The sequence below is a fragment of the Brevundimonas sp. 2YAF1 genome (assembly GCF_052114745.1).
Taxonomy (GTDB): Bacteria; Pseudomonadota; Alphaproteobacteria; order Caulobacterales; family Caulobacteraceae; genus Brevundimonas.
The window spans coordinates 1-25,944 of the sequence record NZ_JBFRFI010000010.1; the positions used below are offsets into that span (position 1 = coordinate 1).

Consider the following 25,944-nt stretch of genomic DNA (forward strand, 5'->3'; position numbering starts at 1 on the left):
GCCGTAAACAACGGCGCCTGCCCCGAGCTCATGTCCAACTCTTCGCGCGGGGCATCGGTCTTCGTCGAAACGGTAAAACTCATCTGTCTCCGGGCGAAGGCCCGGCGCCCCGCCCAGCCCTCCACCGCCCGTGCCAGCACGAGGCGGGCAAACCTGTTCCTCCCGCCTTCGAACTACGAAGACGTTTTCGTTCTTGCTTTGTTCCAAATCCGTGCCATCCTCCCCTCATGAAGACGGCGATGAAGGGACGCGGCGCACGCTCCAACGACTCGGGCCGGTATGAAGCCGACCGGCGCGAGGAATTCGACGACGGCTGGACGGATCAGGACGAAGCGGCCGCGCCGCTGCGCACCACCCTCTCGCCGGAACACGCGCGCACCATCATCGCCAGGAATACGAGTCCCGACGTCGGCTTCGATCGCTCCATCAACCCTTACAAGGGCTGCGAACATGGCTGTATCTACTGCTACGCCCGTCCGTCCCATGCCTGGATGGGCCTATCCCCGGGTCTGGATTTCGAGAGCCGGATCTTCTTCAAGCCCGACGCGGCGCGTCTGCTGGAACAGGAACTCGCCAAGCCCCGATACGTCTGCAAACGCATCCACATAGGGGGCAACACCGACCCCTATCAGCCGGTCGAGCGCGAGACCCTGTCCACCCGCTCGATCCTGCAGGTCATGCAGCGGTTCCATCAGCCGTTCAGCATCATCACCAAATCGGTGCTGATCACCCGCGACGCCGACATCCTGGGGCCTATGGGGCGCGAGGGACTGGCCTCGGCCATGCTCTCCATCACCAGCCTGGATCGCGGTCTGGCCCGCGCCATGGAGCCCCGCGCCTCCACGCCCGCCAGACGGCTGGAGGCCATCAGCCGTCTGGCCGACGCGGGCGTTCCGGTCGGCGTCGGCTTCGCCCCCGTCATCCCCGGCCTGAACGACCACGAAATGGAATCCATCCTTGAGGCGGCGCAAAAGGCCGGCGCCACCTCGGCCATGTATGTGACCCTGCGCCTGCCGCTGGAGATCAAGGATCTGTTCCGCGAATGGCTGGCCGACGCCCGGCCCGAGCGCGCGGCCCGCGTCATGTCCCTGATCCGTCAGACGCGCGGCGGCAAGGACTACGACCCCGACTGGGCCCAGCGCATGAAGGGAACCGGCCCCGTCGCCGAACTGATCGCCGCCCGGTTCAAGGCGGCCGTCAAACGCTACGGCCTCGCCGCCCCGCGCACGCCGCTGGACGTGACGCAGTTCCGCGTTCCGGCGGCCTCTATCCGCCAGTTGGATCTGTTCGGCTAGAAGGGCGCCATGGCACGGCTGTGGCGGCGTCCAGTCGTCAGGCCAGGAGGAACTCGATGACCGGCCGCGCGAAGGCTTCGGGCTGTTCGACATTCGAAAGATGCGCCGCATCGATCTCGGCCAATGCCCCCTGGGCGACGGCGCGCGCCAGCCATGCGCCGTCCTCGACCGAGGTCGACGGGTCCTGCGTGCCCGCGATGACCAGGACCGGCGGCGTGATCAGGGACGCCGTCGGCCGCAGGTCCATATCCCGGATGGCGGCGCAGCAGCCGGCGTAGCCGGACGGGTCGCACGCCAGCAGCATCTCCCGGATCGGCGCGATGGCCTCGGGCGACCGCGACGGAAAGCCCGGGGTGAACCAGCGAGCGATGGACGCCTCGGTCAGCGGCGCCATGCCCTTGGCCAGAACGCCCGCGATCCTCGACTGCCAGCCCGAGGGCGGCCCCATGTAGGCCGAGGTGTTGGCCAGGACCAGTTTGCGGACCCGTTCCGGCGCACGCACGCCCAGCCACTGGCCGATCATGCCGCCCTTGGACAGGCCGCAGAAATCGGCCTGCTCCACGCCCACGGCGTCCAACAATTGCACCGCATCGCGCCCCAGGCGGTCCATCGAATAGGCCCCTGCGGGCGAGTCCGACCGACCGTGGCCCCGGCTGTCGTAACGCAGCACGCGATACCGCTCCGCGAAGGCCGCAATCTGCGGGTCCCACATATGCAGGTCCGTGCCCAGCGAGTTCGACAGCAGCAGCACCGGCGCGTCCTCGGGTCCGTCGAAGCGGTAGGCGATGCGGCAGCCGTCGTCCGTCGTGAAATGTTGCATCGCCATCAGACGCGCTCCACCGCCACCGCCAGCCCCTGCCCCACGCCGACGCACAGGGTCGCCAGGCCATAGCGGCCCTGTGTCTTCTCAAGCTGGTGCACCAGGGTCATCAGGATGCGTGCGCCGGACATGCCGAGCGGATGGCCCAGGGCGATGGCGCCGCCGTTCGGGTTCACCCGCGCGTCGTCGTCGGCGACGCCGAGGCCGCGCAGCACGGCCAGCCCCTGCGAGGCGAAGGCCTCGTTCAGTTCGATGGCGTCGAACTGGTCGATGGTCAGACCGTGGCGGGCCATCAGCTTCTGCGTCGCCGGGATCGGCCCGACGCCCATGATGCGCGGAGCCACGCCCGCCGAGGCCATGCCGATGATGCGCGCGCGCGGGGTCAGACCGTGGGCTTTCACCGCCGCCTCCGAAGCGACGATCATGGCGGCGGAGCCGTCGTTGACGCCCGAGGCATTGCCCGCCGTCACCGTGCCGTCAGGACGGACGATCGGCTTCAGCTTGGCCAGGCCTTCCAGCGTGGTGTCGGCGCGGGGGTGTTCGTCCGTGTCGACGACCGTGACCGCGCCCTTGCGGCCGACGATCTCGACCGGGATGATCTCCTCGGCGAAATAGCCCGAGGCCTGGGCGGCGGCGGCGCGCTGCTGGCTCCGCAGGGCGAAGGCGTCCTGATCCGCGCGGCTGACGCCGTAGTCGGCAGCCACGTTCTCGCCGGTCTCGGGCATGGAATCAACGCCGTAGGCCGCCTTCATCGCCGGATTGACGAAGCGCCAGCCGATGGTCGTGTCGTAGATATGGGCGGCGCGCGAGAAGCCGCTCTCAGCCTTCGGCATGACGAAGGGGGCGCGGCTCATGCTCTCCACCCCGCCCGCGATCATCACGTCGGCGTCGCCCGCCCGGATGGCCCGGGCCGCATCGCCCACGGCCTGAAGCCCGGAGGCGCACAGGCGATTGACCGTATTGCCGCCGACGCTGTCCGGCAGGCCGGCCAGAAGGGCCGCCATGCGCGCCACGTTGCGGTTGTCCTCGCCCGCCTGATTGGCGCAGCCCAGGATCACGTCGTCGACGACCGCCGGATCCAGCCCCGCATTGCGGGCGATCAGGGCGCGGATCGGCAGCGCCGCCAGATCATCGGCGCGCACCGAAGCCAGGCTTCCGGCGTAGCGGCCGACCGGGGTGCGGATCGCATCGCAGATGAAGGCATCGCTCATTTTGCGTCTCCTGTCGGCGCAGCCACGGACCGCGCCTGCTTGAGAAGGGTCATTGAACCGTCCCCGCATCGAAGGCCGCGCCGGTCTTCTGGCGCACTTCGTCCAGGGTCACGCCGGGGGCCAGCTCCAGCAGGGTCAGGCCGCCCTTCTTCTTGTCGACGGCGAAGACGCACAGGTCCGAGATGATCAGGTCGATCACACCCTGACCGGTCAGCGGCAGGGTGCAGTGTTCGAGAATCTTGGGCTCGCCGTATTTGTTGCAATGCTCCAGCACCGCGACGACGCGCCTGACCCCGGCGACCAGATCCATCGCCCCGCCCATGCCCTTCAGCATCTTGCCGGGGATGGTCCAGTTGGCGATGTCGCCGTTGGCCGCGACCTCCATCGCCCCCAGGACGGTCAGGTCGATATGGCCGCCGCGGATCATGGCGAAGCTGTCGGCCGAGCTGAAGAAGCTGGAGGTCGGCAGTTCGGTGATCGTCTGCTTGCCGGCGTTGATCAGGTCGGGATCCACCTCGTCGGCATAGGGGAAGGGTCCCATGCCCAGCATGCCGTTCTCGGACTGAAGCGTGACGTGCACGCCCTCGGGAATGTGGTTGGCCACCAGGGTCGGAATGCCGATGCCCAGGTTGACGTAGTAGCCGTCCTTCAACTCGCGCGCGGCGCGGGCCGCCATCTGATCGCGGGTCCAGCCATGATCCTGGGCCATTACGACGCCTCCCTCTCGCGCGTGGTCAGCTTCTCGATGCGCTTTTCGTTGATGGTCGAGAGCACGATCCGATCAATGAAGATCCCCGGCGTGTGCACCTGGTCGGGATCAAAGGTTCCGGCCTCGACGATCTCCTCGACCTCGACGACCGTGATCTGGCCAGCCGTGGCCATGTTCGGATTGAAATTGCGGGCGGTCTTGCGGAACTGCAGGTTGCCTTCCGGGTCGGCGCGCCAGGCCTTGATGATCGACAGATCGGCGCGCAGCCAGCGCTCGCGCACGTAAAGCTCGCCGTCGAACTCCTCGACCGGCTTGCCCTCGGCCACGACGGTGCCGACGCCCGTCCTCGTGTAGAAGGCGGGGATGCCCGCGCCGCCAGCGCGAATGCGTTCGGCCAGGGTGCCCTGCGGGTTCAGCTCCAACTCCAGCTCGCCAGACAGGAACTGGCTTTCGAACAGCTTGTTCTCGCCCACATAGGACGAGATCATTTTCCGAATCTGCCGGCTCTCCAGCAGCATCCACAGTCCGAAGCCGTCGGCCCCGGCGTTGTTGGAAATGACGGTCAGATCCTTGACCCCCGCCGCGCGGATTTCCGGGATCAGGCTTTCCGGGTTCCCCGACAGGCCGAAGCCGCCGGACATGATGGTCATCCCGTCGAACAGGACGCCCTCCAGCGCCGCGGCGGGCGACGGATAGATCTTGCTGGCCATTCGAAACTCCAGGTCCAGATGCGGCGACAAGCGCCCGCCGAGGCGGACGCTTGCTTCAACGTGGTCGTCAGGCCGCAGCGCGAACGCGGTGCGAGACTTCCTCTTCCGACTCGTCCTTCGTCGGATACATGACGAAGTCGAACTCGATGTCGGCGTACCGGCCTTCCAGCCCGTATTTCTCGGCCGGTTCGCCGCCTTCGCGATGGTTCACGGCGGGGATCAGGTCCTCACGCGTGGCGTAGGCGAAGTCGTCGCGCAGGTAGGGGTCGCCGTCGATGTTGATCTGGGTCGTCAGGTGACGGTGATCGTCCGCCGAGGCGAAGAAGTGGATATGCGCCGGCCGATGACCGTGACGGCCCAGTTGCTTCAGGATGCCCTCGGTGGAGCCGCCCGGAGGACAGGCGTAACCCGACGGCACGATGGAGCGGAAGGCGTAACGGCCGTCTGCGTCGGTGATGATGGACCGGCGCAGGTTGAAGTCGCTCTGCGTCTTGTCGAAGAAGGAATAGTTGCCCAGCGTATTGGCGTGCCAGACCTCGACCTTGGCGCCGGCCAGGGTCTTGCCGTTCACGTCGCGGACCTGGCCGTGCATGTACAGCAGTTCGCCGTGGTCCTCGCCGTCGTCCAGCCGGGCATAGCCCTGCTCGACCGGGGCGCCGGCGACATAGAGCGGCCCCTCGATGGTGCGCGGCGTGCCGCCCACGACGCCTGCCGCGGCGTCTTGCGCGTCGGCGCGGATATCCAGGAAGCGCTCGATGCCGAGGCCGGCGGCCCACAGGCCGTACTCCTGGGCGCCGGTCGAAGCATAGTTCAGGGCCTGCCAGAATTCGTCATCGGTGATGTCGAACTCTTCGATGGTGGCGAACAGGTCGCCGACCATGCGTTTGACGATGGCCTTCAGGCGCGGATCGCCGCTGACGGTGTCGGCGCCGCTCAGCTTTTCCAGAAGAGCTTGAACTTCGGGGGTATCAACAAGCCGCTCGGTCATTTCATTTCCTCTTATTGCTCTGGGCGGAACGGGGTGGCGACCGCGATCAGCGGTCGTCGTCATGGATCGAGGACGGGTGCCGGCACAGCGGCGTGACCTCGATGTTCATGAAGGGGAACAGCGGCAGGGTGCTGACGATGTCGTGCAGTTCCTGCACGTCAGCCACGTCGAACACGCTGACGTTCGAATACTGGCCGGCGATGCGCCACAGATGACGCCACTTGCCCTGTTTCTGCAGATCCTGGGCGCGCTCGCGCTCGATCCGCTTCAATTCGTCGGCGCGGTCGGGGTCGTAATCGACCGGGATGCGCACATCCATGCGAACGTGAAACAGCATGATCAGGCTCCTGCGATATGGGTCTTGCGGGCGGCGTCGCGGCGGAAGAAGGCGACCTTGTCGGCGTCCAGACGGACGCCCAGGCCGGGACCGTCCGGCACCTTCAGGCCGAAGTCCGCATAGGCCAGCGGCTCCTCCAGAATCTCCTCGGTCAGCAGCAAGGGGCCGAACAGTTCCGTCTGGAACGACAGATTGGCGAAGGTGGAAAACACATGGGCCGAGGCGGCCGTCCCCACGGGCCCTTCCAGCATGGTGCCGCCGTAAAGGCCGACGCCCGCCGCCTGAGCGATGGCGCCCACGGCGCAGGCCGCGGTCAGCCCCCCCGACTGGGCGATCTTGACCGCGAAGACGTCCGCCGCCGCGCTGGCGGCGAAGTCGAAGGCGCTGGCCGGGCCGGTCAGGGATTCGTCGGCCATGATGGGGATGGTGAAGCGTTGCGACAGACGCGCCATCGCTCCCCTCAGATGAGCATCGACCGGCTGTTCGACCAGGTCGCAGCCGATGTCCTCAAGCATGCCGATGCCGCGCGCGGCGCTAGCCTCGTCCCAGGCCCGGTTGACGTCGACGCGAACACTGGCCCGGTCCCCCAGCGCCCGCTTGATGGCGGCCACGTGGGCGACGTCGTCGACCACGGCGCGCTTGCCGATCTTGAGCTTGAAGATGTTGTGGCGGCGCTCGGCCAGCATCCGCTCGGCCTCTTCAATATCCTTGGCCGTGTCGCCGCTGGCCAAGGTCCAGGCGACGGACAGACGCTCGCGACGACGACCGCCCAGCAGTTCGGACACCGGCAGGCCGACCCTCTGGCCCAGAGCGTCGAGCAGGGCCGTCTCTACGGCGCATTTGGCGAAACGATTGCCCGCGATGGCCCGGCTCAACCGGTCCATCAGTTGCGCGGGCCGCGTCGGGTCCGCCCCCAGGACCAGAGGAGCGAAATAGGTGTCCAGCGCCAGCTTCATGCCCTCGGGGCTTTCCTCGCCGTAGCTGAGGCCGCCGATGGTCGTGGCTTCGCCGACGCCCACCGTGCCGTCCGAGCAGCGGATGGTCAGCAGCAGGATGGCCTGTTGCCGCATGGTCGTCATCGACAGCACGTGCGGGCGGATCGTGGGCAGATCGACCAGACAGGTCTCAAACGCGTCGATTGTCGTGGCCATCAGGCGGGTCCTTGATGCGAGGGGGCAGAGGCGCCGCCGGCGGCCCCATGGTCCTGGGTCTTGCTGGCGGCGGCGAAGGTTTTGACCTGGGCGCGGAAGCGCGCGAGCGTCGCCGAGCGGTTGTCGCGGCGATAGGACAGGCTGAGCCGGGTCATCGGCGCCGGCGCCCGCAGAGGCCGATATGACACGCCCAGACGCTGGCCGCCCTCGACGCTGGCGGGCACCAGGGAGACGCCCGCCCCCGCCGCGATCAGACCCAGGGCGGTCTGAACATCCATGGTTTCGTGGGCGATGGTCGGGGAAAAGCCGCTCTCGGCGCAGTGCCGCAAGATGGTGTCGGCGAAACTGGGACGCGGAAAACGCGGATAGAGGACGAAGGGATGGCGCGCCAAATCGCCGAGGGCGATCTCGCTCTGGGCCGCCAGCGAATCGACGTCGGGAAGCGCGACGATCAGAGGCTCCTCCAGCACGACCTCGTCAACCACCTCGGGATCTTCGATCCCGGGTCGCGCGAAGGCGACGTCGATCGTGCGCTCGATCAGACCGACCCGAAGCTCCGCGGTATTCATCGCGTGCAGCATCAGGTCGACGTCGGGGTTTTCGGTGCGAAAGGCGTTCAACGCCCGAGGCAGCAGGGAATAGGTCGCCGACCCGACGAAGCCGACATTGAGCACGCCGACGACGCCCTCCGCCGCCCGCCGGGCGATGCGCGTCGCCTCGACGATGCTGCTCAGAATAGAGCGAGCGCGCGGCAGCAGGGCCTCGCCGGCGACCGTCAGCCTGATTTGGTTGCGGGTGCGGTCGAACAGCGCCGCGCCGATCGCCGCCTCAAGCTCGGCCATCTGACGGCTGAGGGCGGGTTGGGCGATGCTGAGTCGTTCCGAGGCGCGGCCGAAATGCAGTTCTTCGGCGATGGCCACGAAGTAACGCAAGCGGCGGACATCGACGCCCGCGGCTTCGGCGAAAGGATCGACCACCTTCACGAGCGACACCTTCTATCGGTCGCTTCTGTGCGAACGGGTCCGGCGACGTGACTGGTCATGAAGTCGCTCCTTTCACTGGACCCTGCCTCTCTCAGCGCCGTGGAACACGCGCCGCATTGAGCAAAATCTGTATGCCGGGACTGAATTCCCAATAGCATTTCTCGAATACCTGATGCCGAAACGGCATGAAAGATCGGTCAACCATGCCGTTTCCTTCTGGCCCGCCGGCACAGCGCGCAGCTTCTCCGCCACCGCGCGAACGCGGGCCCGGAGAGGATCGTTCCTTCGCGTTCGCGGTCGCCCGAAAGGGATGCGCGCCGGCCGCGCTATCGCGTCATGCCGAAAAGATATTGGTCAGTCAGGTCCTCAACCCGAAGACTGAAAAGAAAAAAACGGAGGATCCATGAAGCATTCACCATCCCGCTACAGCTATGCCCTGGCGTTGACGATCGCGGCCGTCTCGCTGTCGGCGCAGACCGTGCTGGCGAGCGAAGCCGCCCCTGCTGCGGCGGAAACGGCCAAGGATCGTCCCGCCCTGCCGCCCCAGGCCGGCCTGGGGCCCCGCGTCGGCCCCTACTACCTGCTCCGGTTCAACGACACCTCGGCGCCGGAACGTCCGGCCGGGGCGCCGACGACCGGTCTGAACGCCTTGAAATATATCCCGCTCAATGCGGCTGGCGACGTGACCCTGTCGCTGAGCGGCATGGAACGGCTCCAGTTCAACAGCTATTCCCACGAGAGCCTGAACAGCCAGAAATTCAGCGATCAACTGCTCATGCAGTTTCGCCACATCTATGGGGCCGACCTGCATCTGGGCTCCCATGTCCGCGCCTATGCCGAACTGGCCAGCGGGCAGGTCGGCGGTCGCGACATCGGCCCTCAGCCGCCGCGGCAGCGCAACGACCTGGCGCTTCAGCAAGCCTTTGTAGAGGTCGGCGGGGCGCTCGGTGATGGACGGGTCAGTGTCCGCGCCGGACGACAGGAGATCTGGCTCGGCAACGGCCTTCTGATCTCGACCCAGCCCTCCGCCAATATCCCGCAGACCTACGACGGCGTCACCGCGCAATACCGCTCCAAATCGGCGCGCGTCGATATCATCGCCGTCGAGAACGTCGCCAACAAGGACGGGGTTTTCGGCGATTTCAGCAACAGCGGCCGCAAGATCTGGGGCGCCTATGGCAGTTTCGCCCTGCCCCGTTCGCAGGACGGCGCCGTCGCGCTGAACATCGATCCCTTCTATCTCGGGTTCAAATCCACCCGCCTGGCCATGGCGGGTCTGGTCGGCGACGACGAGCGGCATGGACTGGGCATGCGGCTATGGGGCAAGGCCGGCCCGATGCAGGTCGACACCACGGTCGTCCGCCAGGGCGGGACCTTCGCCGGACGCGATGTCGAGGCCTGGGCCTTCTATGGCGACGCCGGCTATGTAATCGAGTCCTCGCCGCTGAAGCCGCGCATCGGCGCTCGCTTCGACGCGATCAGCGGCGGCCAGGGCGACGACGGCAAGGTCCGCACCTTCAACCCCCTCTACACCGGTCAGCAATACTATGCGGCGAGCGGCTATCTCGCGGGCAGCAACTTGGTCGAGGCCGGGCCGACCCTGGCGTTCAACCCGAGCAAAGATGTGCGGGTTTCGGCCTATAATCGTTGGTACTGGAAACAGGACCGGGACGACGCCGTCTATGGCCGCGGCTTCACGCCCCTGCCCGGGACCGCCGGCGACACCGTCGGCTATGTCGGCATGCAACCCGACCTGACGGTCCAGTGGTCGATCAACCCCCACCTCACGCTGACGGCCGAAGCCGCCTATTTCGACGTGTCGGACGGTTTGAAACGCGCGGGCGGGCGCGACGTTTTCTACTCGCTCGTCGATCTGACTTTCATGTTCTGAGCCCCATCGAGAAACCCGGACCCCCGCCATGAAGATCGTGAAACGCCTGCTGCCGGCCCTTCTCGGCGGCGTCTCTCTCTTGAGCCTGTCGCCCGTCGCGCTTCAGGCCCAGCCTGCATCTGCGCCTGCACCGATGACGGCGCCCGCCCCGCAGCGGGACATGCGCCCCAATATCGTATTGATCGTCGCCGACGATCTGGGCTTTTCGGATCTGAGCGCCTTCGGCAGCGAGATCGCCACGCCCAACATCGACGCTCTGGTCGAGAGCGGCGTGCAACTGACCAATTTCCACGCCTCGCCGGCCTGTTCGCCGACCCGCGCCATGCTGATGAGCGGCACCGACAATCACATCGCCGGCGTCGGGACCATGGTCGAGGTGATCGCGCCCGAGCAAAAGGGCGTTCCGGGCTATGAGGGGGTGCTCAACGACACGGTAGTCCCCTTCCCCGCGCTGCTGAGACAGTCCGGCTATCACACCTTCATGGCTGGCAAATGGCACCTGGGGATGAAGGACGAGCAGAGCCCGCAGGCGCGCGGCTTTGAACGGTCCTTCGTCTTGCTGAACGGGGGGGCCGACCATTTCACCCAAGGCGGCACCATCTACGCCGCGCCCAAGGCCAGCTATCGCGAAGACGGCGCCCTGGTCGACCTTCCCGACAATTTCTACTCGACCGACTTCTATACGAACCGCGTGCTGGCCGACATCAACGGCATCACGGACGGCAAGCCCTTCTTCGCCTATCTCGCCTACACTGCTCCGCATTGGCCGCTCCAGGCGCCCGACGCCTATCTGGCCCGATATCGCGGCGTCTATGACGTGGGCTATGAAGCCATCCTGCGCCAGCGCATCGAACGGATGAAGGCCAAGGGCGTGATCGGTCGCGATGTCACCCCGGCCGCAGCCCCGGGCGTCTGGCCCGAATGGAGCGAGTTGTCGGCCGAGCAACGCGCCTCCGAGGCCCGCCGGATGGAGATCTACGCCGCGATGATCGCCAATCTGGACGACAATATCGGCAAGCTAGTCGCCGAGCTGAAGCGCACAGGACAGTACGACAACACCATCTTCGTCTTCTTCTCCGACAACGGCGCCGAGGGCAGCGACGCCGAAGACATCAGCGAGAAGAACCGCGAGTGGATCCAGGCGACCTTCGACAACAGCCTCGACAATATGGGGCGGCGCAACTCCTTCATCGGCTATGGTCCCAACTGGGCGCGCGTCAGTTCAACCCCGTTCCGCATGTTCAAGGCCTTCAGCTATGAAGGCGGCACGCACACCCCGGCCTTCGTCGCCGGCCCGGGCATCCTCTCGGGCCTGATGAGCGACGCCTATGTCGATGTGAAGGACTGGGCGCCCACCTTCCTGCAGATCGCCGGGGCGAAACATCCGGCGGACGAAGGCGCGGCCGTGCCCCCCATGCAAGGCTCCTCGGCCCTGCCCTTCCTGAACGGCCAAACCAATCGGGTGCATGCGGCGGACGAGACCATGTGTCTGGAGTTGTTCGGCCGCGTGGCGGTGCGCCAGGGCGACCTGAAACTGACCTACAGCAACAGGCCCTGGGGTACGGGCGCGTGGGAGCTTTACAACACGCGTAGCGACCCCGCCGAAGCCAACGACCTGAGCCAGTCTCACCCCCGCGAACTGGCGGCGATGCAAGGACAGTGGGAAGGATGCCAGAGAACCAATAATATCCTCTGGACCCCCTACATCGCCGGCAAGAACGACTATGGAAACACCAGCGTCCACTTCCCCGACCACCCGGTCGACGTTCGCACCAAGGACTGACCGCCCTTGAACCGGTTCCACGACCCCGTGGCGATGGCGGCCCTTCCGGCCGGTGATTTCGTCATGGGGTCGGACCACCACTATCCCGAAGAACGGCCGGCCCAGCAGCGGCGGGTCGATCGTTTCGCCATCGACACCGTGCCCGTGACCAACGCCCGGTTCGCGGCCTTCGTCGCCGAAACGGGCCACCGGACATTGGCCGAAAGTCCGCTGAACCCGGCGGACTATCCCGGCTTTCCCGCCGAAATGCTGGTGGCGGCTTCTCTGGTGTTCACGCCGCCGCCGGGGCCTGTCCCCCTCAATGACCCCCGCCAATGGTGGAAGGTGGTTCCCGGCGCCGACTGGCGACATCCCCTGGGACCCAACTCCTCGATCGAGGGACGCGACCAGCATCCGGTCGTCCATGTCGGTTTCGCCGACGCCCTCGCCTATGCCCGCTGGGCCGGCAAGACCCTGCCCAGTGAGGCGCAGTGGGAATACGCCGCCCGCGCCGGCGGCAGCAGCGAATATGTGTGGGGCGACATGCTTGAGCCCGAGGGCCGGCACATGGCCAATCTGTGGCAGGGCGCCTTTCCCTACCACAACAGCTTGGCCGACGGCTTCGATCGGACCTCGCCCGTGGCCAGCTTTCCGCCCAACGCCTGGGGCCTGTTCGACATGATCGGCAATGTCTGGGAATGGACGTGCGACGCCTATCAGCCAGACCACGCGGCCCCGCCCGCCAAAAGCTGCTGCGGCGCCGACATCCGGCCATCAGCCAACCATTTCAAGGTGCTGAAGGGCGGATCACATCTGTGCACGCCCGATTATTGCAGGCGATACCGTGCGCCGGCCCGCCTGCCCCAGGCGACCGATACGACCGCTTCCCATATCGGCTTCCGCTGCTGCCTGTGACCGGAAGCGGCTCCCTGGTCGGGCGTCCTGAGACCTAGCGACGGAAGACGCCGACCAGTTCGACATGGGTCGACCACAGGAACTGGTCGATGGGGGAGACCTTCTCCAACCGGAAACCCGCGTCGATCAGGATGCGAGCGTCGCGGGCGAAGGTCTGGGGATTGCAGGACACGCCGACGACGACGCTGGCCTTGGTGCCGCCGATCTGTCCGGTCTGTTCCAGCGCCCCGGCGCGCGGCGGGTCCATGACGATGGCCTCGCAGCCCTTCAGGTCATAGGGCGACAGCGGACGGCGGAACAGGTCGCGCGCCTGGGCCTCGATGGTGCGCAGGCCCTGGGCCGTGCCGATCCCCGCCTTCAGCGCCGCAATGGACGCCGCCGACGAATCCGCCGCCAACACCCCGGCGACCTCGGCCAGAGGGAAGGTGAAGGTGCCCGCCCCGCAGAACAGGTCGGCGACCTTCTTGGCCCCGCGCACCGCCTCGACCGCCCGGCTGACCATCGCCGCCTCGGCCGCAGGCGCCGCCTGCAGGAAGGCCGCGGGCGGAAGGGGCACCGTCGCCCGGCCGAAGGTGATGCGTGGCTGGCGCGCCATCACCAGGGTGTCGCCGTCCAGGCTCAGCCGCGCCAGGTCGGCCTCCGCCGCCGCCGCAATGGCCCGCGCCGTCATGTCCGCCGTCAGCCCGCCAGACTTCTTCTCGACCCCGGTCACATCGACGTCCAGGCCGGTGTCGGTCAGCGTCACATGCAGGGTCGGGGCCGATTTCGGATGCCCCAGGAAGGGCGCCGCCACCTTAGCCAACGCCGGCAGGGCCGCCGTCAGCGCCGGATCGGAAACGGGGCAGTCGGTCAGCTCGACCAGCCGCCACGACCGCCGCGCCTTGAACCCCAGCAGAACGCGCCCCCCCGGACCGCTGCGAGCATGCAGCGCCAGCCGACGCCGACTGGCCTGCGGCACGGCGACGGTCGCCTCGACCTCGGTCTCGATTCCCTCGCGCGCCAGGGTCTGGATTACGATGTCCCGTTTCCACGCCAGATAGGGCGCGTCCGCCCAATGCTGCATCGGCGCGACGCCGCACTCGGCATAGGTCTCGGAATGGATGGGGCGGCGATCCGGGCTGGCTTCGATCAGGTCGAACTGCTCGACGCGCCCGTCCTTCACCTCGGCCGAAATCACGTCGCCCGGCAGGGCGCCCGGCACGAAGACAAGGCCGTTGGGCGTCTCGGCGATCCCGTCGCCCTGGTGGCCCATGCGGGCGATGGTCAGCGTTTGCATCATGACGCGGCTTCTAACCGTTCCCGCGCCGAATCTGAAACCTGAACGAAGATGAACGGGCCGATCAAAAGCCGTTCAGCTTCGGGGCCCTATCACGGGATGCAACAGACAGGGGACCGAAGCCGTTCAGCATCGGGACCTGTCAGAGGAACAAGAACGATGATCGGTCATCTGTCCAAAAAGGCTTCCGCCGCTGCAGTCGCCGCCCTCGCCGTAGCCGGCACGCTGATGCTTCCCGGCGTCTCCAGCGCCCAGACCTATGGCTACGGCTACCCGCCGGCCTATGGCTACAACAACAGCTACAGCTACGGTCAGGGCTATGACCCCTGCGTCCGTGACCAGCGTGATCGCACGACGACCGGCGGCGTGGTCGGCGCCACCATCGGCGCCATCGCCGGTTCTCAGTTGGCGGCGCGCGGCCGCCGCACCGAAGGCAGCGTCCTGGGCGGCGTCCTCGGCGCGGCTATCGGCGCGGGCGTGGGCAACAACTCGGCCGCCTGCGACAGCCGCTATCCCTCGTCCAGCTACGGCTACGGCTACGATCAATCCTACGGCCGCACCTATGTCCCGCCGGCCTACGGCTACGACAACTCCGGTTACGATCGTGGTTATGACGACAGCTACAACCGCGGTTACGGCTATGATCGCGGCTACGTCCAGCCGGCGCCGGACTACCGCTATCAGAACACCGACCCATGCCGCCTCGCCGAGAGCCGCATTCGTCTGCCCGACGGTCGCAGCGAGACGCGCTACGTGCGCACCTGCCCCGACCAGAACGGCCGCTATCGCGTCGTCGATTAAGTTTCAGCCCCCCTGTCGATCGACGACGTGACGGAAACCGCCGGTGGAGAAATCCCCCGGCGGTTTCTTTAATTCTGGATGTACCACGCTCTCTCCCTCCCCTTCATGGAGAGGGTGGCTGAGCCCGAAGGGCGAAGTCGGGTGGGGGCGCTTTTACAGATCAAGCGCTGCGCTCTGTATCGCCACGCCCTCCCCACCCGGTCGCTACGCGACCACCCTCCCCATGCAGGGGAGGGAGAAGTTCAGGCCCGCTTCGCCCAGAGCAGGAACTCGATGTTGCCGTCACCGCCGGCGATCGGGCTCTCCGCCGTCTCACGCACGGACCAGCCGACGCTTTCCAGCCAGGCGCGCACGCCCTCGACCGCCGCCGCATGGGCCTCGGGGTCCTTGACCACGCCCTTCTTGCCGGCGTCCTTGGGGCCGGCCCCTTCGAACTGCGGCTTGACCAGGGTGATCAGGTCCGCGTCCGGCGTCGCCAGCGCCAGCGCCGCCGACAGAACCTTCGACAGGCCGATGAAGCTGACGTCGCAAACGACCAGCGACGGGGCGTCCGGGATAATCGCAGGCGTCAAATCGCGCGCGTCCGTCCGCTCCAGATTGACCACGCGCGGATCGGCGGCGACCCTAGCATGCATCTGGCCGAACCCGACATCCACGGCAAAGACCTGCGCCGCGCCGCGATCCAGGCAGACCTCGGTGAAGCCGCCCGTCGAAGCGCCGACGTCCAGCACCACCCGCCCCTCGACCGCAACCGGCCACAGGTCCAGCGCCCGTTCCAGCTTCAATGCGCCGCGCCCGACCCAGCGGTGGGCGGCGACATAGCCGACCTCGGCGTCATGGCCGACGGACTGCGAGGCCGACTTGGCCGGCGCGCCGTCCACGGTGACCCCGCCGGCTTCGATCGCCGCCCGGGCCTTGGCCCGGCTTTCCGTCAGGCCCCGCGTGACCAGCAGTTGGTCCAGTCGAACCTTCCTCATGCGCCGGCCATCGCGTCCAGACGGGCCAAGGCCGCCTGAAGCTTGACCTTGCCCTCTTCGGCCTCGGCCAGTTTGGCGCGCTGCTCGTCGACGACTTCCGGCGCCGCGCGGGCGACGAAGTTGGGGTTGCCCAGCTTCTTGTTCACATGGCCGATGTCGCTGTCGAAGGCATCGATTTCCTTCTCCAGACGCGCGCGTTCGGCGGTCAGGTCGATGATCTCGGCCAGCGACAGGGCCGCCGTCGAGCCGCCCGAGACGAAGGTCACGGCCCCGGCGGGCGCGGCATCCGCCGAACCCACCTCGGACACCCGGCCCAGGGTCAGGATCAGGTCGCGGTGGCGGGCGATACGCTCGGCGGTCGTCGCGTCGGGCGCGATGAAGGCCAGGGGGGGCTTCGCCGACGGCGGCACGTTCATCTCGGCGCGCAGGCCCCGAATCTCGCCGACCAGATCGACCAGCCAGCCAATCTCGCCTTCCGCCGTCGCATCGATGAAGGCGTCAGGCAGGACGGGCCATTCGGCGCCGATCAGCAGGCTTTCACGCGCCGGGCCTTCCTTGCCCAGTTCGGCCCACAGTTCTTCGGTGATGAAGGGCATGACCGGGTGAAGCAGCTTCAGCGTCTGGTCGATAGTCCAGGCGGTCATGGCCCGCGTCTCGGCCTTGGCGGCTTCATCCGCGCCGTTGAACACCGGCTTGGCCAGTTCCAGATACCAGTCGCAGAACACGTTCCAGACGAAGCGGTACAGCAGGCTGGCGGCGTCGTCGAAACGACCGCCCTCGATGGCCTCCGACACGGCGCGCTCGGCCTTGGTCAGTTCGCCGCGGATCCAGCGGTTGATGGTCTGCTCGACGGTGGCGGGATCAAAGCCCTCGACGCGCTTGGCTTCGTTCATCTGGCTGAAGCGTGCGGCGTTCCACAGCTTGGTGCCGAAATTGCGATAACCTTCAATGCGCTGCTTCGACAACTTGATGTCGCGCGTACCCGACAGGATGGCCATGGTGAAGCGCAGCGGGTCGGCGCCCAGCTCGTCGATGATGCCCAGGGGGTCGATGACGTTGCCCTTGGACTTCGACATCTTCTGGCCCTTCTCGTCGCGGACCAGGCCATTGATGATGACCCGCTTGAACGGGACTTCGTCCATGAAGTGCAGGCCCATCATCATCATCCGGGCGACCCAGAAGAAGATGATGTCCGCCGCCGTGACCAGATCGCTGGTCGGATAGAAGCGCTCCAGGTCCTCGGTCTTCTCGGGCCAGCCCATGGTCGAGAAGGGCCAGAGAGCCGAACTGAACCAGGTGTCCAGAACGTCCTCGTCCTGCGTCAGCGCGACCTCGGAATCATAGTCCGCCATCGCCAGTTCGCGGGCGTCCTCTTCCGTCTCGGCGACGTAGATCTCGCCGTTCGGGCCGTACCAGGCCGGAATGCGGTGGCCCCACCACAGTTGGCGCGAGATGCACCAGGGCTCGATGTTGCGCAGCCATTCGAAATAGATCTTCTCGTACGACTTAGGCTCGAAGACCGTATCGCCCTGCTCCACCGCCTTCAGCGCGGGCTGGGCCAGGGTGTGGGCGTCGACGTACCACTGGTCCGTCAGCCGCGGCTCGATGACCACGCCCGAGCGGTCGCCGTGCGGGACGACGTGCTTGGTCTTCTCGATCTCGCGCAGCCAGTTCTCTTCCTCGGCGCGGGCGACAATGGCCTTGCGCGCGGCGAAGCGATCCAGACCGACCAGTTCGGCGGGGATTTCCGGCACGTCGTCGTTGGTGATGCGCGCGAAGGCGTCCATCACGTTCAGCGCCGCCAGACCGGCGCGCTTGCCGACGCCGAAGTCGTTGAAGTCGTGCGCAGGCGTGATCTTCACCGCGCCCGAACCCTTGGTCGGATCGGCGTAATCGTCGGCGACGATGGGGATGCGACGGCCGGTGATGGGCAGGATCACGGCCTTGCCGACCAGACCCGCGTAGCGCTCATCCTCGGGGTGAACCGCGACGCCGGTGTCGCCCAGCATGGTTTCGGGCCGCGTCGTGGCCACGACGATGAAGTCGCGCGTTTCGAACTCGGTGGCCTTGCCGTCCTCGTCGAAGGCGACCGGGTGCTCATAGGTCACGCCGTCGGCCAGCGGATAGGCGAAGTGCCAATAGTGGCCGTCCTGCTCGCGCTGCTCGACTTCCAGATCGGAAATGGCGGTCTGGAAATGCGGATCCCAGTTCACCAGACGCTTGTCGCGATAGATCAGGCCGTCCTGATGCAGCTTGACGAAGACCTTGCGGACGGCGGCGTTCAGCCCCTCGTCCAGGGTGAAGCGCTCGCGCGACCAGTCGCACGACGCGCCCAGACGGCGCAGCTGGCGCACGATGGTGCCGCCCGATTCCGCCTTCCATTCCCAAATCTTGTCGACAAAGGCGTCGCGGCCCATGTCGCGGCGTCCGGGGCTGCCCGCAGCAGCCAACTGGCGCTCGACCACCATCTGGGTGGCGATGCCGGCGTGGTCGGTGCCGGGCAGCCACAGCACGGCCTTGCCCTTCATCCGGTGATAGCGGGCCAGGATGTCCTGCAGCGTATTGTTCAGCGCGTGCCCGATGTGCAGCGAGCCCGTCACGTTCGGCGGCGGGATGACGATCGAATAGGCGTCGGCGGCCCCATCGGTGGCCTTGGCGGCGCGCGGCGCGAACAGGCCGCTCTCTTCCCACTGGGTGTAGAGACGCGGTTCGGCGGCCTGGGGTTCGAAAGTCTTCTCGAGCATAGGAATGTCGTTTCTTGGAATGCAAAAGGGCGGCCCCGCCGGAGCCGCCCTCAGTGACTTAGTGTCTGGTGAAGCGAAGGGCTAGCCGGCGTTGCGGGCGATGCGTTCTACTTCCTTGCGTACCTGGGCCTCGACGATGCCGGGCAGGTTGGCGTCAAGCCAGTCCTTCAGCATGGGGCGCAGCATCTCGCGGACCATGGCCTCGACCGTATTGCCGCTCATGAAGGGCAGGTCCTGCGGCGCAGCGGCGGCGGGGACTTCCGGCTTCTGGAAGGTGGCGGCCAGACCGGCGAAGGCCGAGGCGGCGCTGGCGGCGGCGCTTTCGCCGACCAGGGAATCATGGACGGGCGTCGCAGCGGGCTCGGACGGAGGCGCCGGTTCCGCAGCCGGGAACGGCGCGACATCGGCGACATCCAGATCACCGATGGACTGGGCCGCGGGCGCTTCGTAGCGCTCGGTCAGCTCCAAAACCTCGTCCTCGATGATCGTCGGTTCTTCGGCCACGGGCGCGGCCTCAACCACAGGTTCCGGCTCCGCCGCGATCTCGACGACCGGCTCAGGCGCTACGGCGGCGGTTTCGGCCGGGGCGTCGTCTTCAGAGATGATCCGGCGAATCGACGCCAGAATCTCTTCCATCGTCGGTTCTTGGGCGGTCTGGTCGGTCATGGCGAACCTTGGGCGAGCGGGGCTGAACCTTGGAGGACCGCCGACAGGCGCCAGGCGGCGCGCGACGATCAGGGCCGGGCAAACAGACTCGCCCTCCCCTTGCACCTGTCGTCGCACCAACGCTCGTCGGAATCAACGAACGTTTTTCGCCTGTCAGGCTAATATCGCCTCAGTTGCGAGGCGCGGTGCGGACGATTTCGTTCTTCAGCTGGGCGTCGATCGGGGCGTCCTCGGCGTCGGCGGCGGGAACGATGCCGGGCGACGCGACGCGGTCCAGCGCCTCGACCACGCCGTCCCACGGCAGGGCGCCGCGGTTGCGGACCGCGTTGTAGTTGGCCTCGGCGTCATAGGCGTCGATCGAGGGATCCAGGTTCGGCCCGCCCAAGCGGCCCATGGCGGCCAGCAGCTGAGCCTGAGCGACGTATTGATTGCGATAGGCGCTGGCCAGGGTCACCTGGGCGTTGCGCAGCTCCAGCTCCTGGTTCAGCACGTCCAGCGTGGTGCGCAGACCGACCTGGGCCTCCTGACGCACGCCCTCGGCGGCGACCGAGGCGGCGCGGACGGCTTCCTGGCCGGCCTGAAGCGAGGATTTGGCGGCGACGGTCTGGGCGTAGGTCGAGCTGACGGTCTGCAGCACGCCGCGACGTTCGCCCTCGACGCCGATCTGGGCGGCGTTGGCGCGCTCCAGCGCCTGGGCCACGCGCGAACGGTTCAGACCGCCGGTGAACAGGGGCACCGACACGGTCGCGCCGGCGGTGAAGCTGGTGCGGTCGGTCAGGTCAAAGCCCGACAGATCGTTCGCCGTGCCGCCATAGGAGGCCGACAGACGCGCCGACGGCAGATACTCGGACCGCGCCGCCGCGACGTTGGCTTCGGCCGCCTGCAGGGCGTAGGTCGCGGCCAGGACGCCCGGGTTCTCGACCAGAGCCACATCCAGCGCGCCTTCGAAGTTGGTCGGCAGGCCCGGCAGGACCGGCAGGGCCTGCATATTCGTCGGCGCCTGGCCGACCACGGCGGCATAGGCTGCACGCGACACGGACAACTGGGCCTGGGCGTTGGCCAGATCGGCGTCCGACTGGGCCAGACGGGCTTCAGACTGGGCTACATCGGTGCGGGTGATCTCGCCCACTTCGAAACGGGCGTTGGATTCGTCGAGCTGGCGGCGCAGGACGGTGACGTTCTCCTGACGAACCCGCAGAATTTCCATGTCGCGCACCACGTCGGCGTAGGCTTGAACGACCGAGGCCATGACCTGCTGCTCGATATCGCGCAGGTTTTCGCGACCGGCGCGGACATTGGCCTCGGCGGCGTCGATGCCGCGCGCCGTGCGGCCGGCGGTCCAGATATTTTGGGCCAGGCTGACGCTGGCGTTGGCGCCGTCGGTTTCCGTCACGCCCAGACCGCCGGCATCAATGCGGGTGTAGCTGACGCCGCCGGAGGCGCTGATGGTCGGACGCAGGCTCGAGCGAGCCTGGACGATGGTCTCATCCAGAGCCCGCTGATTGGCGCGCTGGGCCAGCAGGGTCGGGTTGGTGCGATAAGCCAGGCCGATCGCTTCCTGCAAGGTCTCGGCCCCGGCCGGAGCTGCGCCCGCTCCCATGGCGAGGGTGACCAGAGCGACCGAAGCGAGCGCGCGCGAGCGTTTCAACATGAACCTGTTCCTGCCTGACGCCCCCGACGGGTGCGCCTGTGGTGCCTTGAACGGCGTAGTTGGAGGCAAGCCTCGCCTTACGCCAGTTAAGTTTTTTTCACGCAGGCGACGCCGAACTCCGTCGCCCCTTCCCCATACTCACAACGCGAAGGCGGGAGCCGGAATCAGTTCGGTCAGAACGGGCGGCGTCGCATCGAACAACTCTCGACGCGAAACCCCGTCGCGACCGCGCACATAAAGCACCGCCTTGCCCACCGGGCCCGAACGCTCGACCACTGCCAGACGACCGCCGGGACGCAGCGCAGCCAGCCACGATTCGGGACGCGCCGGCACGGCGGCCTCGCTGACGATCAGGTCATAGCCTTCGCCTTGCGGCTGGCTCAGAGGCGCGACGACGGTCGAGACGCCTTCGTCGGCCAGGGCCGCGCCCGTGACCTCGAACACGGCGGCGTCCGAATCCTGCACCGTGACGGTCAGACCCATGCGCGCCAGGACGGCGGCGGCGTAAGGCCCAGCCAGAACCAGCGCCTTCTCTCCAGCGCGGGCGTCCAGCGCCTGTATCAGCTTGCCCAGATCGCGCGGCAGCATCAGGCGACGGTCGCCGGCCACTTCCGGTTCAATATCGGCGTAGGCGGAGAAGGCGCGGTCGGCGGCGCAGAAGCGCTCGCGTTCGACGGCGCCGAAAGCGGCCTGCAGGTCACGGTCCGTGACGTCGTTCACCCGGACTTGTGAGTCCAGCATGACCTTGCGCGCAGCGGCGAAATCCATGGTTCCGAGGTCCTTCAGGTCGGCGTAAGCGAATAAATCTGCGGCGCTTATAGGTCCGTGCGTTGCAGCCGACAATCCGATCTGATAGCTGACGCCCCTCGCGATGGTGCAGCCCACAGATTTGGGGCTCAACGGCCTGATGGCGGAGTGGTGACGCAGAGGACTGCAAATCCTTGCACCCGGGTTCGATTCCCGGTCAGGCCTCCATCGCGACAAACAGTCAGCCGCCCTTCGGGGCGGCTTTCTTGTTTCTGGTTTGCAGATTCGTTTGCAGCGCCCGCTCTCGACGCTAGCCCCCACGCTTCCAGTCGTCGTCCTCGCGCGCCCTAGCGATCTCTTCCGGCGATGGGTCCGGCTCGCCATCGGCGTCCCTATCCGTGAACCGCCGGGGCTGGACGAAGGCGAATCCGGCGCCCGCTGCCACAAAGGCCAGCACGGCAATCAAAAGCAGCGTCGCCAGGTTGCCCATGACCGTCTCCTCGGTTCAGAAAGCCAACGCCTCGCCACGCCTTTCGCTCCGGTGCCTCAGGGCAGGTCTTCAACCCTCAGGCCGTGGTCAGGTGGTGCAGCGCCACCGCGCTGGTCGTCGCGACGTTCAGGGAATCGAATCCGCCCGACATGCGGATCGCCAGCGGTCGACAGCGCGCGATAACCTCGGGCGACAGGCCCGGCCCTTCCGACCCCAGCAATATCGCGGTGCGCGGCGCGGGCTTCAGTTCCGCCAACGTCTCGGTCGCCGACGGCGTCAGGGCCAGGACCTCGAAGCCGCGCGCCTCCAGCGCCTCGACCATCGCCGCCGCCGTCACCCCCTCGACGAAGGGGGTGCGCAACACCGCCCCGACCGAGACCCGGATCGCCTTTCGGTAAAAGGGATCGCAGCAGGTTTCGTCCAGCAGCAGGCCTGCGGCCCCAAAGGCCGCCGCATTACGGAACAGGCCGCCCATATTGTCGTGATTGCCAATGCCGCAGGCCCCGACCACCACGGCGCGCTCGGGCAGCGCGTCCAGAAAGGCCTCCAGCCCCAAGGGCTCCGGCTTGCGCCCCAGCGCCAATATCCCCCGGTGCAGATGGAAGCCGGCGATGACGTCCAGCACATCCTGCGGCGCCGTATGGACCGGCACGTCACCTGGAAGACGCTCCAGCGCGTCGCGCAGCGCCTCCAGCCGCTTCTCCGCGATCAGGACCGCAACCGGCGCGCAGCGCGACGCGGGCGAGGCCAGCACGCGCAGCACCACCTCGCCTTCCGCGACGAACAGGCCCTGGCGACCGGTCAGGTCGCGCTCCTTCACATCGCGAAAGGCTGAAATGCAGGGATCGGCGGGATCAGAGACAGGGATCAGATTCATGCAGAGCCTTTTAGCCTGACCCGTTGAATAAATTTCGGCGTTTTCTGCGTTTTAGCCGTTGCATGAATCAAAAAGGCGCTGCTATACGGCGGCCTCCCCCGAGGGGATGTTCCGCGGTAGCTCAGTGGTAGAGCAGCCGACTGTTAATCGGCTGGTCGTAGGTTCGAATCCTACCCGCGGAGCCACTCGGGGTGATTATCTTGTTGTCACTGACAACTCGGCAAACTCCCCCAGAGCTATCCAGAACATCGGCGCTGACGGCATGACTTGGCCGTCTCATCCCGCCCCTCGGAAAAGCGCCGTAATCCGAGCGCACCTCAAGCCATGACCCTGCTTCAAAAGACTGGCGGACGTCTCAAGCGTCCCTTGCAGGTCGTTGGATTCGTCGTCGGCGCCAGCTTGGTCGCTATCCTCGCCTACGCCGCGGTGCTGATGGCCACGGGCAATTTTCATACCGTCGTCGCCGGCGAGCTGTATCGCTCGGCCCAGCCTTCAGGCGCCTCCATCGCGGCCTATCAACGCGAACACGGGGTCCGCGCCATCCTCAACCTTCGCGGCGAAAACCCCCACGCCGCCTGGTATCGGAACGAAGTCGCCGCCGCCCGACGCCTCGGCATCCAACATATTGATTTCAGGATGTCGGCGCGGCGAGGCATCACGAAGGAAGAGGCCTGGCGGCTGATCGACGTCATGGAACAGGCGCCCAAGCCCCTGCTGATTCACTGCGAATCCGGCGCGGACCGCAGCGGCCTGGCGTCAGCCCTGTATCTGGCGGCCGTCAAACGCTACGGCGAAGAGATCGCCGAGCGGCAACTGTCCATCCGTTACGGCCACATCGCATCGCCGGCCGCCAAGGGCTGGGGCATGACCGTGACCTTCGAGGACATGGAGCCGTCGCTCGGCTTCCCGGAAAGCTGACCCCCGCACCCGCGCGGCGCAAAAAAAAAGGCCCGACGCATTCGCGCCGGGCTTAAAGTCATTCGGTGATGGTGGGTGTCCTCGAAGAAAAAGAAGACGGGGCATTTGATCGGCGTGTTTGGTTAATCAAACGTAAACCCTCCGCCAGCCGCCCCTTCAGGCATCGGGAAACCAACTGGTCTGCCGCGCTGTCGCGGACAGGGCGCGGGTCAGTCGCCACCCCTTGCCCGCGCGCACGACCTGGCCGTCAGCCGAGGCCGCCGGCCCCGGATAGTCGAACGCGACGTCGCCGATCTCGAGCCTGAGCGGATGGTCGCCCGCGCTCGACAAGCCTGCGGTCCAGCGCCCGTCGTCGCCGGCGACGACTTGAACGGCGACGCCCGCGGCCCTTACCGTCACCCTTGCCCCGGGGTCAGCGCGCCCCGACACGACCAGGCCACGGCCGTCGCCGTCCACGGCATCAAGGGCCGGCGCAAGACCCAGCCTGCGACTGGCCCCGCCGTCGGACAGCAGGGCCGCCAGAGGCGCATCCCCGCCGATCAACAAAAGCTGCTCACGCCCTGGCGTCCGCGACTGCCCCGACTGAATTTCGGGAATCAGAACCAGGGCGGCGCCCGGCGGCGGCATCCGGATCTCAAATCGCCCGGCTCGGTCGGCGCTGGTGGCGAATCCTGCATTCTGACCCGTTCGAAGGACCACCCGCGCGCCCTGCGCCGCATGACCGCGAACGATCAGACCATCCGCTCGCCGTTCGACGCCGGTGACGAGAGGCGGCGTCACCCATCCCCCATCCTGCGGCGCTTCCTCGCCCGCCGTCCGCTTCTCGGAGGGGCTGCACGCTGTCAGCAGCAGCCCCGCGGCGAGCGTTCCCGCCAAGGTCGCCGCCTGCAACATGACATTCCGACGTTTCATCCTGCCCCGCGTAGCGATATGCCTGTCGCATCAGATAGCGCGGCCGACGCCGCCCTGTCTCCCTTCCTATATCGAGGCCCCATGTCTTTGCCGCCCGCCAACATCGCTCCTTTCGACGGCCGTTCGGTCTGCCTGTTCTGCGGTTCGTCCGACGGCGCTGATCCGCAGTACGTCCAGGCCGCCAGCGCCTTTGGCAAGGCGGCGGCCGAAGCTGGCTGGCGCCTGGTCTATGGCGGCGGCGGCGTCGGCCTGATGGGGGCCTCGGCCCGCGCCGCGCACGAAGCGGGCGGCCGGGTCGTCGGCATCATGCCGGCCTTCCTGCGCAGCCGCGAACGCCTGTTCGACGACGTGGAGACCGTGGTTGTCACCTCGATGCACGAACGCAAGCAGCTGATGTACGATCAATCCGACGTCTTCGTCGTGGCGCCCGGCGGCATCGGCACCCTGGAAGAGGCCATCGAGCTGCTGTCGTGGAAACGGCTCGACCTGCACGCCAAGCCGGTCATCTTCCTGAACCTGAACGGCTTCTGGGAAAACTACTTCGCCCTGATCCGCCACAGCGTCGAAGAAGGCATGACGCCCGCCAGCTTCCTGGACGCCTACATCAGCGTCGACACGGTCGAAGAAGCCGTCGCCGTCATGAAAATGGCCGAGGAAACGCCCCACTTGAAACATGATCGTCGGTAAGTAATCGTGGGTCACTAAACGCCGATCCGTTATCGACAGAAGGCTGCGTTGACAGTTTTCTAAAAAAATGGACTATGGCGCCGCTGGGCCGTGCGCCCGCCCCATTTTGGAGACTTGCCTATGCGTGCTCTTCTCGCCGCCGCCGTCCTGTTCGTCGCCGCGCCTGCCTTCGCCGCCGATGCCCCGGCCACCAGCCTGACGCTCGCGGATGCGGCCAAGGCCCCGGCTGGCCGCGTCATCGTCGACGGCGCCGCCTGGCGCTGCGAAGGCGCGGCCTGCACCGCCACGGGCGGAACCAGCCAACCCGCCGCGCGCGCCTGCCGCCGCGTAGTCGCCAAGCTCGGCCCGGTCACGGCCTTCAGCTACAAGGGCGAGGCCTTGGATCAGCAGGCTCTGGCCGTCTGCAACGCCGGCTGATCCAGCCTC

Annotated in this window: 26 protein-coding genes and 2 tRNA genes; 11 read left to right on the top strand and 17 right to left on the bottom strand. The window is 67.0% G+C overall.

Features of this window, described 5'->3' with window-relative positions; all coding sequences use genetic code 11:
* Together AB4Y68_RS12950 and AB4Y68_RS12955 are read left to right on the top strand one after the other, a co-directional pair.
* On the top strand, positions 1-231 hold a 231-nt coding region (locus tag AB4Y68_RS12950; RefSeq protein WP_441456170.1), incomplete at its 5' end, for a hypothetical protein.
* Positions 228-1,295 carry a PA0069 family radical SAM protein gene (locus tag AB4Y68_RS12955; RefSeq protein ID WP_441456171.1) on the top strand — a complete coding sequence of 356 codons (1,068 nt, stop codon included), beginning with the start codon at positions 228-230 and terminating at the stop codon, positions 1,293-1,295. The genes AB4Y68_RS12950 and AB4Y68_RS12955, both read left to right, overlap by 4 nt.
* A gap of 37 nt (positions 1,296-1,332) precedes the next feature.
* Here the strand turns inward: AB4Y68_RS12955 and pcaD are convergent, their stop codons facing one another.
* From pcaD to AB4Y68_RS12995, 8 genes are read right to left on the bottom strand one after another with little or no spacing between them, the layout of a single operon-like run.
* The gene (gene pcaD, locus AB4Y68_RS12960; RefSeq protein ID WP_441456172.1) at positions 1,333-2,121 is read right to left on the bottom strand and encodes a 3-oxoadipate enol-lactonase; all 789 of its coding nucleotides are present in this window, start codon (positions 2,119-2,121) and stop codon (positions 1,333-1,335) included.
* Positions 2,121-3,326, bottom strand: coding sequence for a 3-oxoadipyl-CoA thiolase (pcaF, locus tag AB4Y68_RS12965; protein WP_441456173.1), 1,206 nt, complete (start codon positions 3,324-3,326; stop codon positions 2,121-2,123). Before pcaF ends, pcaD begins: the two co-directional genes overlap by 1 nt.
* A 49-nt stretch (positions 3,327-3,375) precedes the next feature.
* Positions 3,376-4,035 carry a 3-oxoacid CoA-transferase subunit B gene (locus AB4Y68_RS12970; protein WP_441456174.1) on the bottom strand — a complete coding sequence of 220 codons (660 nt, stop codon included), beginning with the start codon at positions 4,033-4,035 and terminating at the stop codon, positions 3,376-3,378.
* Positions 4,035-4,757: a CoA transferase subunit A gene (locus AB4Y68_RS12975; RefSeq protein ID WP_441456241.1), complete on the bottom strand. Its 723-nt coding sequence runs from the start codon at positions 4,755-4,757 to the stop codon at positions 4,035-4,037. The genes AB4Y68_RS12970 and AB4Y68_RS12975 overlap by 1 nt, the downstream gene beginning before the upstream one ends.
* 55 nt (positions 4,758-4,812) lie before the next feature.
* Positions 4,813-5,733 (bottom strand): catechol 1,2-dioxygenase, encoded by a 921-nt coding sequence (gene catA, locus AB4Y68_RS12980; protein WP_441456175.1) that lies wholly within the window; start codon positions 5,731-5,733, stop codon positions 4,813-4,815.
* A gap of 46 nt (positions 5,734-5,779) precedes the next feature.
* Positions 5,780-6,070 (bottom strand): muconolactone Delta-isomerase, encoded by a 291-nt coding sequence (gene catC, locus AB4Y68_RS12985; protein WP_441456176.1) that lies wholly within the window; start codon positions 6,068-6,070, stop codon positions 5,780-5,782.
* A 2-nt stretch (positions 6,071-6,072) separates the two neighbouring features.
* Complete coding sequence (locus tag AB4Y68_RS12990; RefSeq protein ID WP_441456177.1) at positions 6,073-7,221, bottom strand: muconate/chloromuconate family cycloisomerase; 1,149 nt, start codon at positions 7,219-7,221, stop codon at positions 6,073-6,075.
* Entirely contained in the window at positions 7,221-8,213 is a 993-nt protein-coding gene (locus AB4Y68_RS12995; RefSeq protein ID WP_441456178.1) for a LysR family transcriptional regulator, read from the bottom strand. The genes AB4Y68_RS12990 and AB4Y68_RS12995 overlap by 1 nt, the downstream gene beginning before the upstream one ends.
* 394 nt (positions 8,214-8,607) lie before the next feature.
* Between AB4Y68_RS12995 and AB4Y68_RS13000 the strand changes: the two genes are divergently transcribed.
* Genes AB4Y68_RS13000 through AB4Y68_RS13010 form a run of 3 tightly spaced genes read left to right on the top strand, consistent with a single transcriptional unit; the run spans position 8,608 to position 12,772 of the window.
* Positions 8,608-10,095 (top strand): alginate export family protein, encoded by a 1,488-nt coding sequence (locus AB4Y68_RS13000; RefSeq protein ID WP_441456179.1) that lies wholly within the window; start codon positions 8,608-8,610, stop codon positions 10,093-10,095.
* 28 nt (positions 10,096-10,123) lie between these two features.
* Positions 10,124-11,878: an arylsulfatase gene (locus AB4Y68_RS13005; RefSeq protein WP_441456180.1), complete on the top strand. Its 1,755-nt coding sequence runs from the start codon at positions 10,124-10,126 to the stop codon at positions 11,876-11,878.
* A gap of 6 nt (positions 11,879-11,884) precedes the next feature.
* The gene (locus tag AB4Y68_RS13010) at positions 11,885-12,772 is read left to right on the top strand and encodes a formylglycine-generating enzyme family protein (protein WP_441456181.1); all 888 of its coding nucleotides are present in this window, start codon (positions 11,885-11,887) and stop codon (positions 12,770-12,772) included.
* Positions 12,773-12,806: 34 nt separating this feature from the next.
* On the opposite strand, the gene AB4Y68_RS13015 is transcribed toward AB4Y68_RS13010, so the two are convergent.
* Complete coding sequence (locus AB4Y68_RS13015; RefSeq protein WP_441456242.1) at positions 12,807-14,048, bottom strand: class I SAM-dependent RNA methyltransferase; 1,242 nt, start codon at positions 14,046-14,048, stop codon at positions 12,807-12,809.
* A gap of 159 nt (positions 14,049-14,207) precedes the next feature.
* Between AB4Y68_RS13015 and AB4Y68_RS13020 the strand changes: the two genes are divergently transcribed.
* Complete coding sequence (locus tag AB4Y68_RS13020) at positions 14,208-14,849, top strand: glycine zipper 2TM domain-containing protein (RefSeq protein WP_441456182.1); 642 nt, start codon at positions 14,208-14,210, stop codon at positions 14,847-14,849.
* Positions 14,850-15,091: 242 nt separating this feature from the next.
* Here AB4Y68_RS13020 and AB4Y68_RS13025 read toward each other — a convergent pair whose 3' ends face one another.
* The 5 genes from AB4Y68_RS13025 to AB4Y68_RS13045 all read right to left on the bottom strand — a co-directional run bounded on the left by AB4Y68_RS13025 (position 15,092) and on the right by AB4Y68_RS13045 (position 21,655).
* Positions 15,092-15,826: a TlyA family RNA methyltransferase gene (locus tag AB4Y68_RS13025; protein ID WP_441456183.1), complete on the bottom strand. Its 735-nt coding sequence runs from the start codon at positions 15,824-15,826 to the stop codon at positions 15,092-15,094.
* Entirely contained in the window at positions 15,823-18,570 is a 2,748-nt protein-coding gene (locus tag AB4Y68_RS13030) for a valine--tRNA ligase (RefSeq protein WP_441456184.1), read from the bottom strand. The genes AB4Y68_RS13025 and AB4Y68_RS13030 overlap by 4 nt, the downstream gene beginning before the upstream one ends.
* Positions 18,571-18,651: 81 nt before the next feature.
* The gene (locus AB4Y68_RS13035) at positions 18,652-19,236 is read right to left on the bottom strand and encodes a DUF2497 domain-containing protein (RefSeq protein WP_441456185.1); all 585 of its coding nucleotides are present in this window, start codon (positions 19,234-19,236) and stop codon (positions 18,652-18,654) included.
* A gap of 169 nt (positions 19,237-19,405) precedes the next feature.
* Positions 19,406-20,887: a TolC family outer membrane protein gene (locus AB4Y68_RS13040; RefSeq protein ID WP_441456186.1), complete on the bottom strand. Its 1,482-nt coding sequence runs from the start codon at positions 20,885-20,887 to the stop codon at positions 19,406-19,408.
* A 138-nt stretch (positions 20,888-21,025) separates the two neighbouring features.
* On the bottom strand, positions 21,026-21,655 hold the full coding sequence (locus AB4Y68_RS13045; RefSeq protein WP_441456187.1) for a protein-L-isoaspartate O-methyltransferase family protein: 630 nt from the start codon (positions 21,653-21,655) through the stop codon (positions 21,026-21,028).
* Between the two features lie 133 nt (positions 21,656-21,788).
* On the opposite strand from AB4Y68_RS13045, the gene AB4Y68_RS13050 reads away from it, so the two are divergent.
* Positions 21,789-21,862 (top strand) — tRNA-Cys (locus tag AB4Y68_RS13050).
* An 82-nt stretch (positions 21,863-21,944) separates the two neighbouring features.
* Here the strand turns inward: AB4Y68_RS13050 and AB4Y68_RS13055 are convergent.
* Both AB4Y68_RS13055 and AB4Y68_RS13060 read right to left on the bottom strand, forming a co-directional pair.
* Entirely contained in the window at positions 21,945-22,124 is a 180-nt protein-coding gene (locus tag AB4Y68_RS13055) for a hypothetical protein (protein WP_441456188.1), read from the bottom strand.
* 76 nt (positions 22,125-22,200) lie between these two features.
* Positions 22,201-23,001 (bottom strand): TrmH family RNA methyltransferase, encoded by an 801-nt coding sequence (locus AB4Y68_RS13060; RefSeq protein WP_441456189.1) that lies wholly within the window; start codon positions 22,999-23,001, stop codon positions 22,201-22,203.
* 110 nt (positions 23,002-23,111) lie between these two features.
* Here AB4Y68_RS13060 and AB4Y68_RS13065 point away from each other — a divergent pair.
* A tRNA-Asn gene (locus AB4Y68_RS13065) sits at positions 23,112-23,186 on the top strand.
* Between the two features lie 139 nt (positions 23,187-23,325).
* Positions 23,326-23,919 (top strand): dual specificity protein phosphatase family protein, encoded by a 594-nt coding sequence (locus AB4Y68_RS13070; RefSeq protein ID WP_441456190.1) that lies wholly within the window; start codon positions 23,326-23,328, stop codon positions 23,917-23,919.
* A gap of 156 nt (positions 23,920-24,075) precedes the next feature.
* Here the strand turns inward: AB4Y68_RS13070 and AB4Y68_RS13075 are convergent, their stop codons facing one another.
* Positions 24,076-24,831 (bottom strand): hypothetical protein, encoded by a 756-nt coding sequence (locus AB4Y68_RS13075; protein WP_441456191.1) that lies wholly within the window; start codon positions 24,829-24,831, stop codon positions 24,076-24,078.
* A gap of 81 nt (positions 24,832-24,912) precedes the next feature.
* Here AB4Y68_RS13075 and AB4Y68_RS13080 point away from each other — a divergent pair, with 81 nt between their 5' ends.
* Together AB4Y68_RS13080 and AB4Y68_RS13085 are read left to right on the top strand one after the other, a co-directional pair.
* Complete coding sequence (locus tag AB4Y68_RS13080; RefSeq protein WP_441456192.1) at positions 24,913-25,518, top strand: TIGR00730 family Rossman fold protein; 606 nt, start codon at positions 24,913-24,915, stop codon at positions 25,516-25,518.
* 120 nt (positions 25,519-25,638) lie between these two features.
* Positions 25,639-25,935: a CC_3452 family protein gene (locus tag AB4Y68_RS13085; RefSeq protein WP_441456193.1), complete on the top strand. Its 297-nt coding sequence runs from the start codon at positions 25,639-25,641 to the stop codon at positions 25,933-25,935.
* The last annotated feature ends 9 nt before the right edge of the window (positions 25,936-25,944 follow it).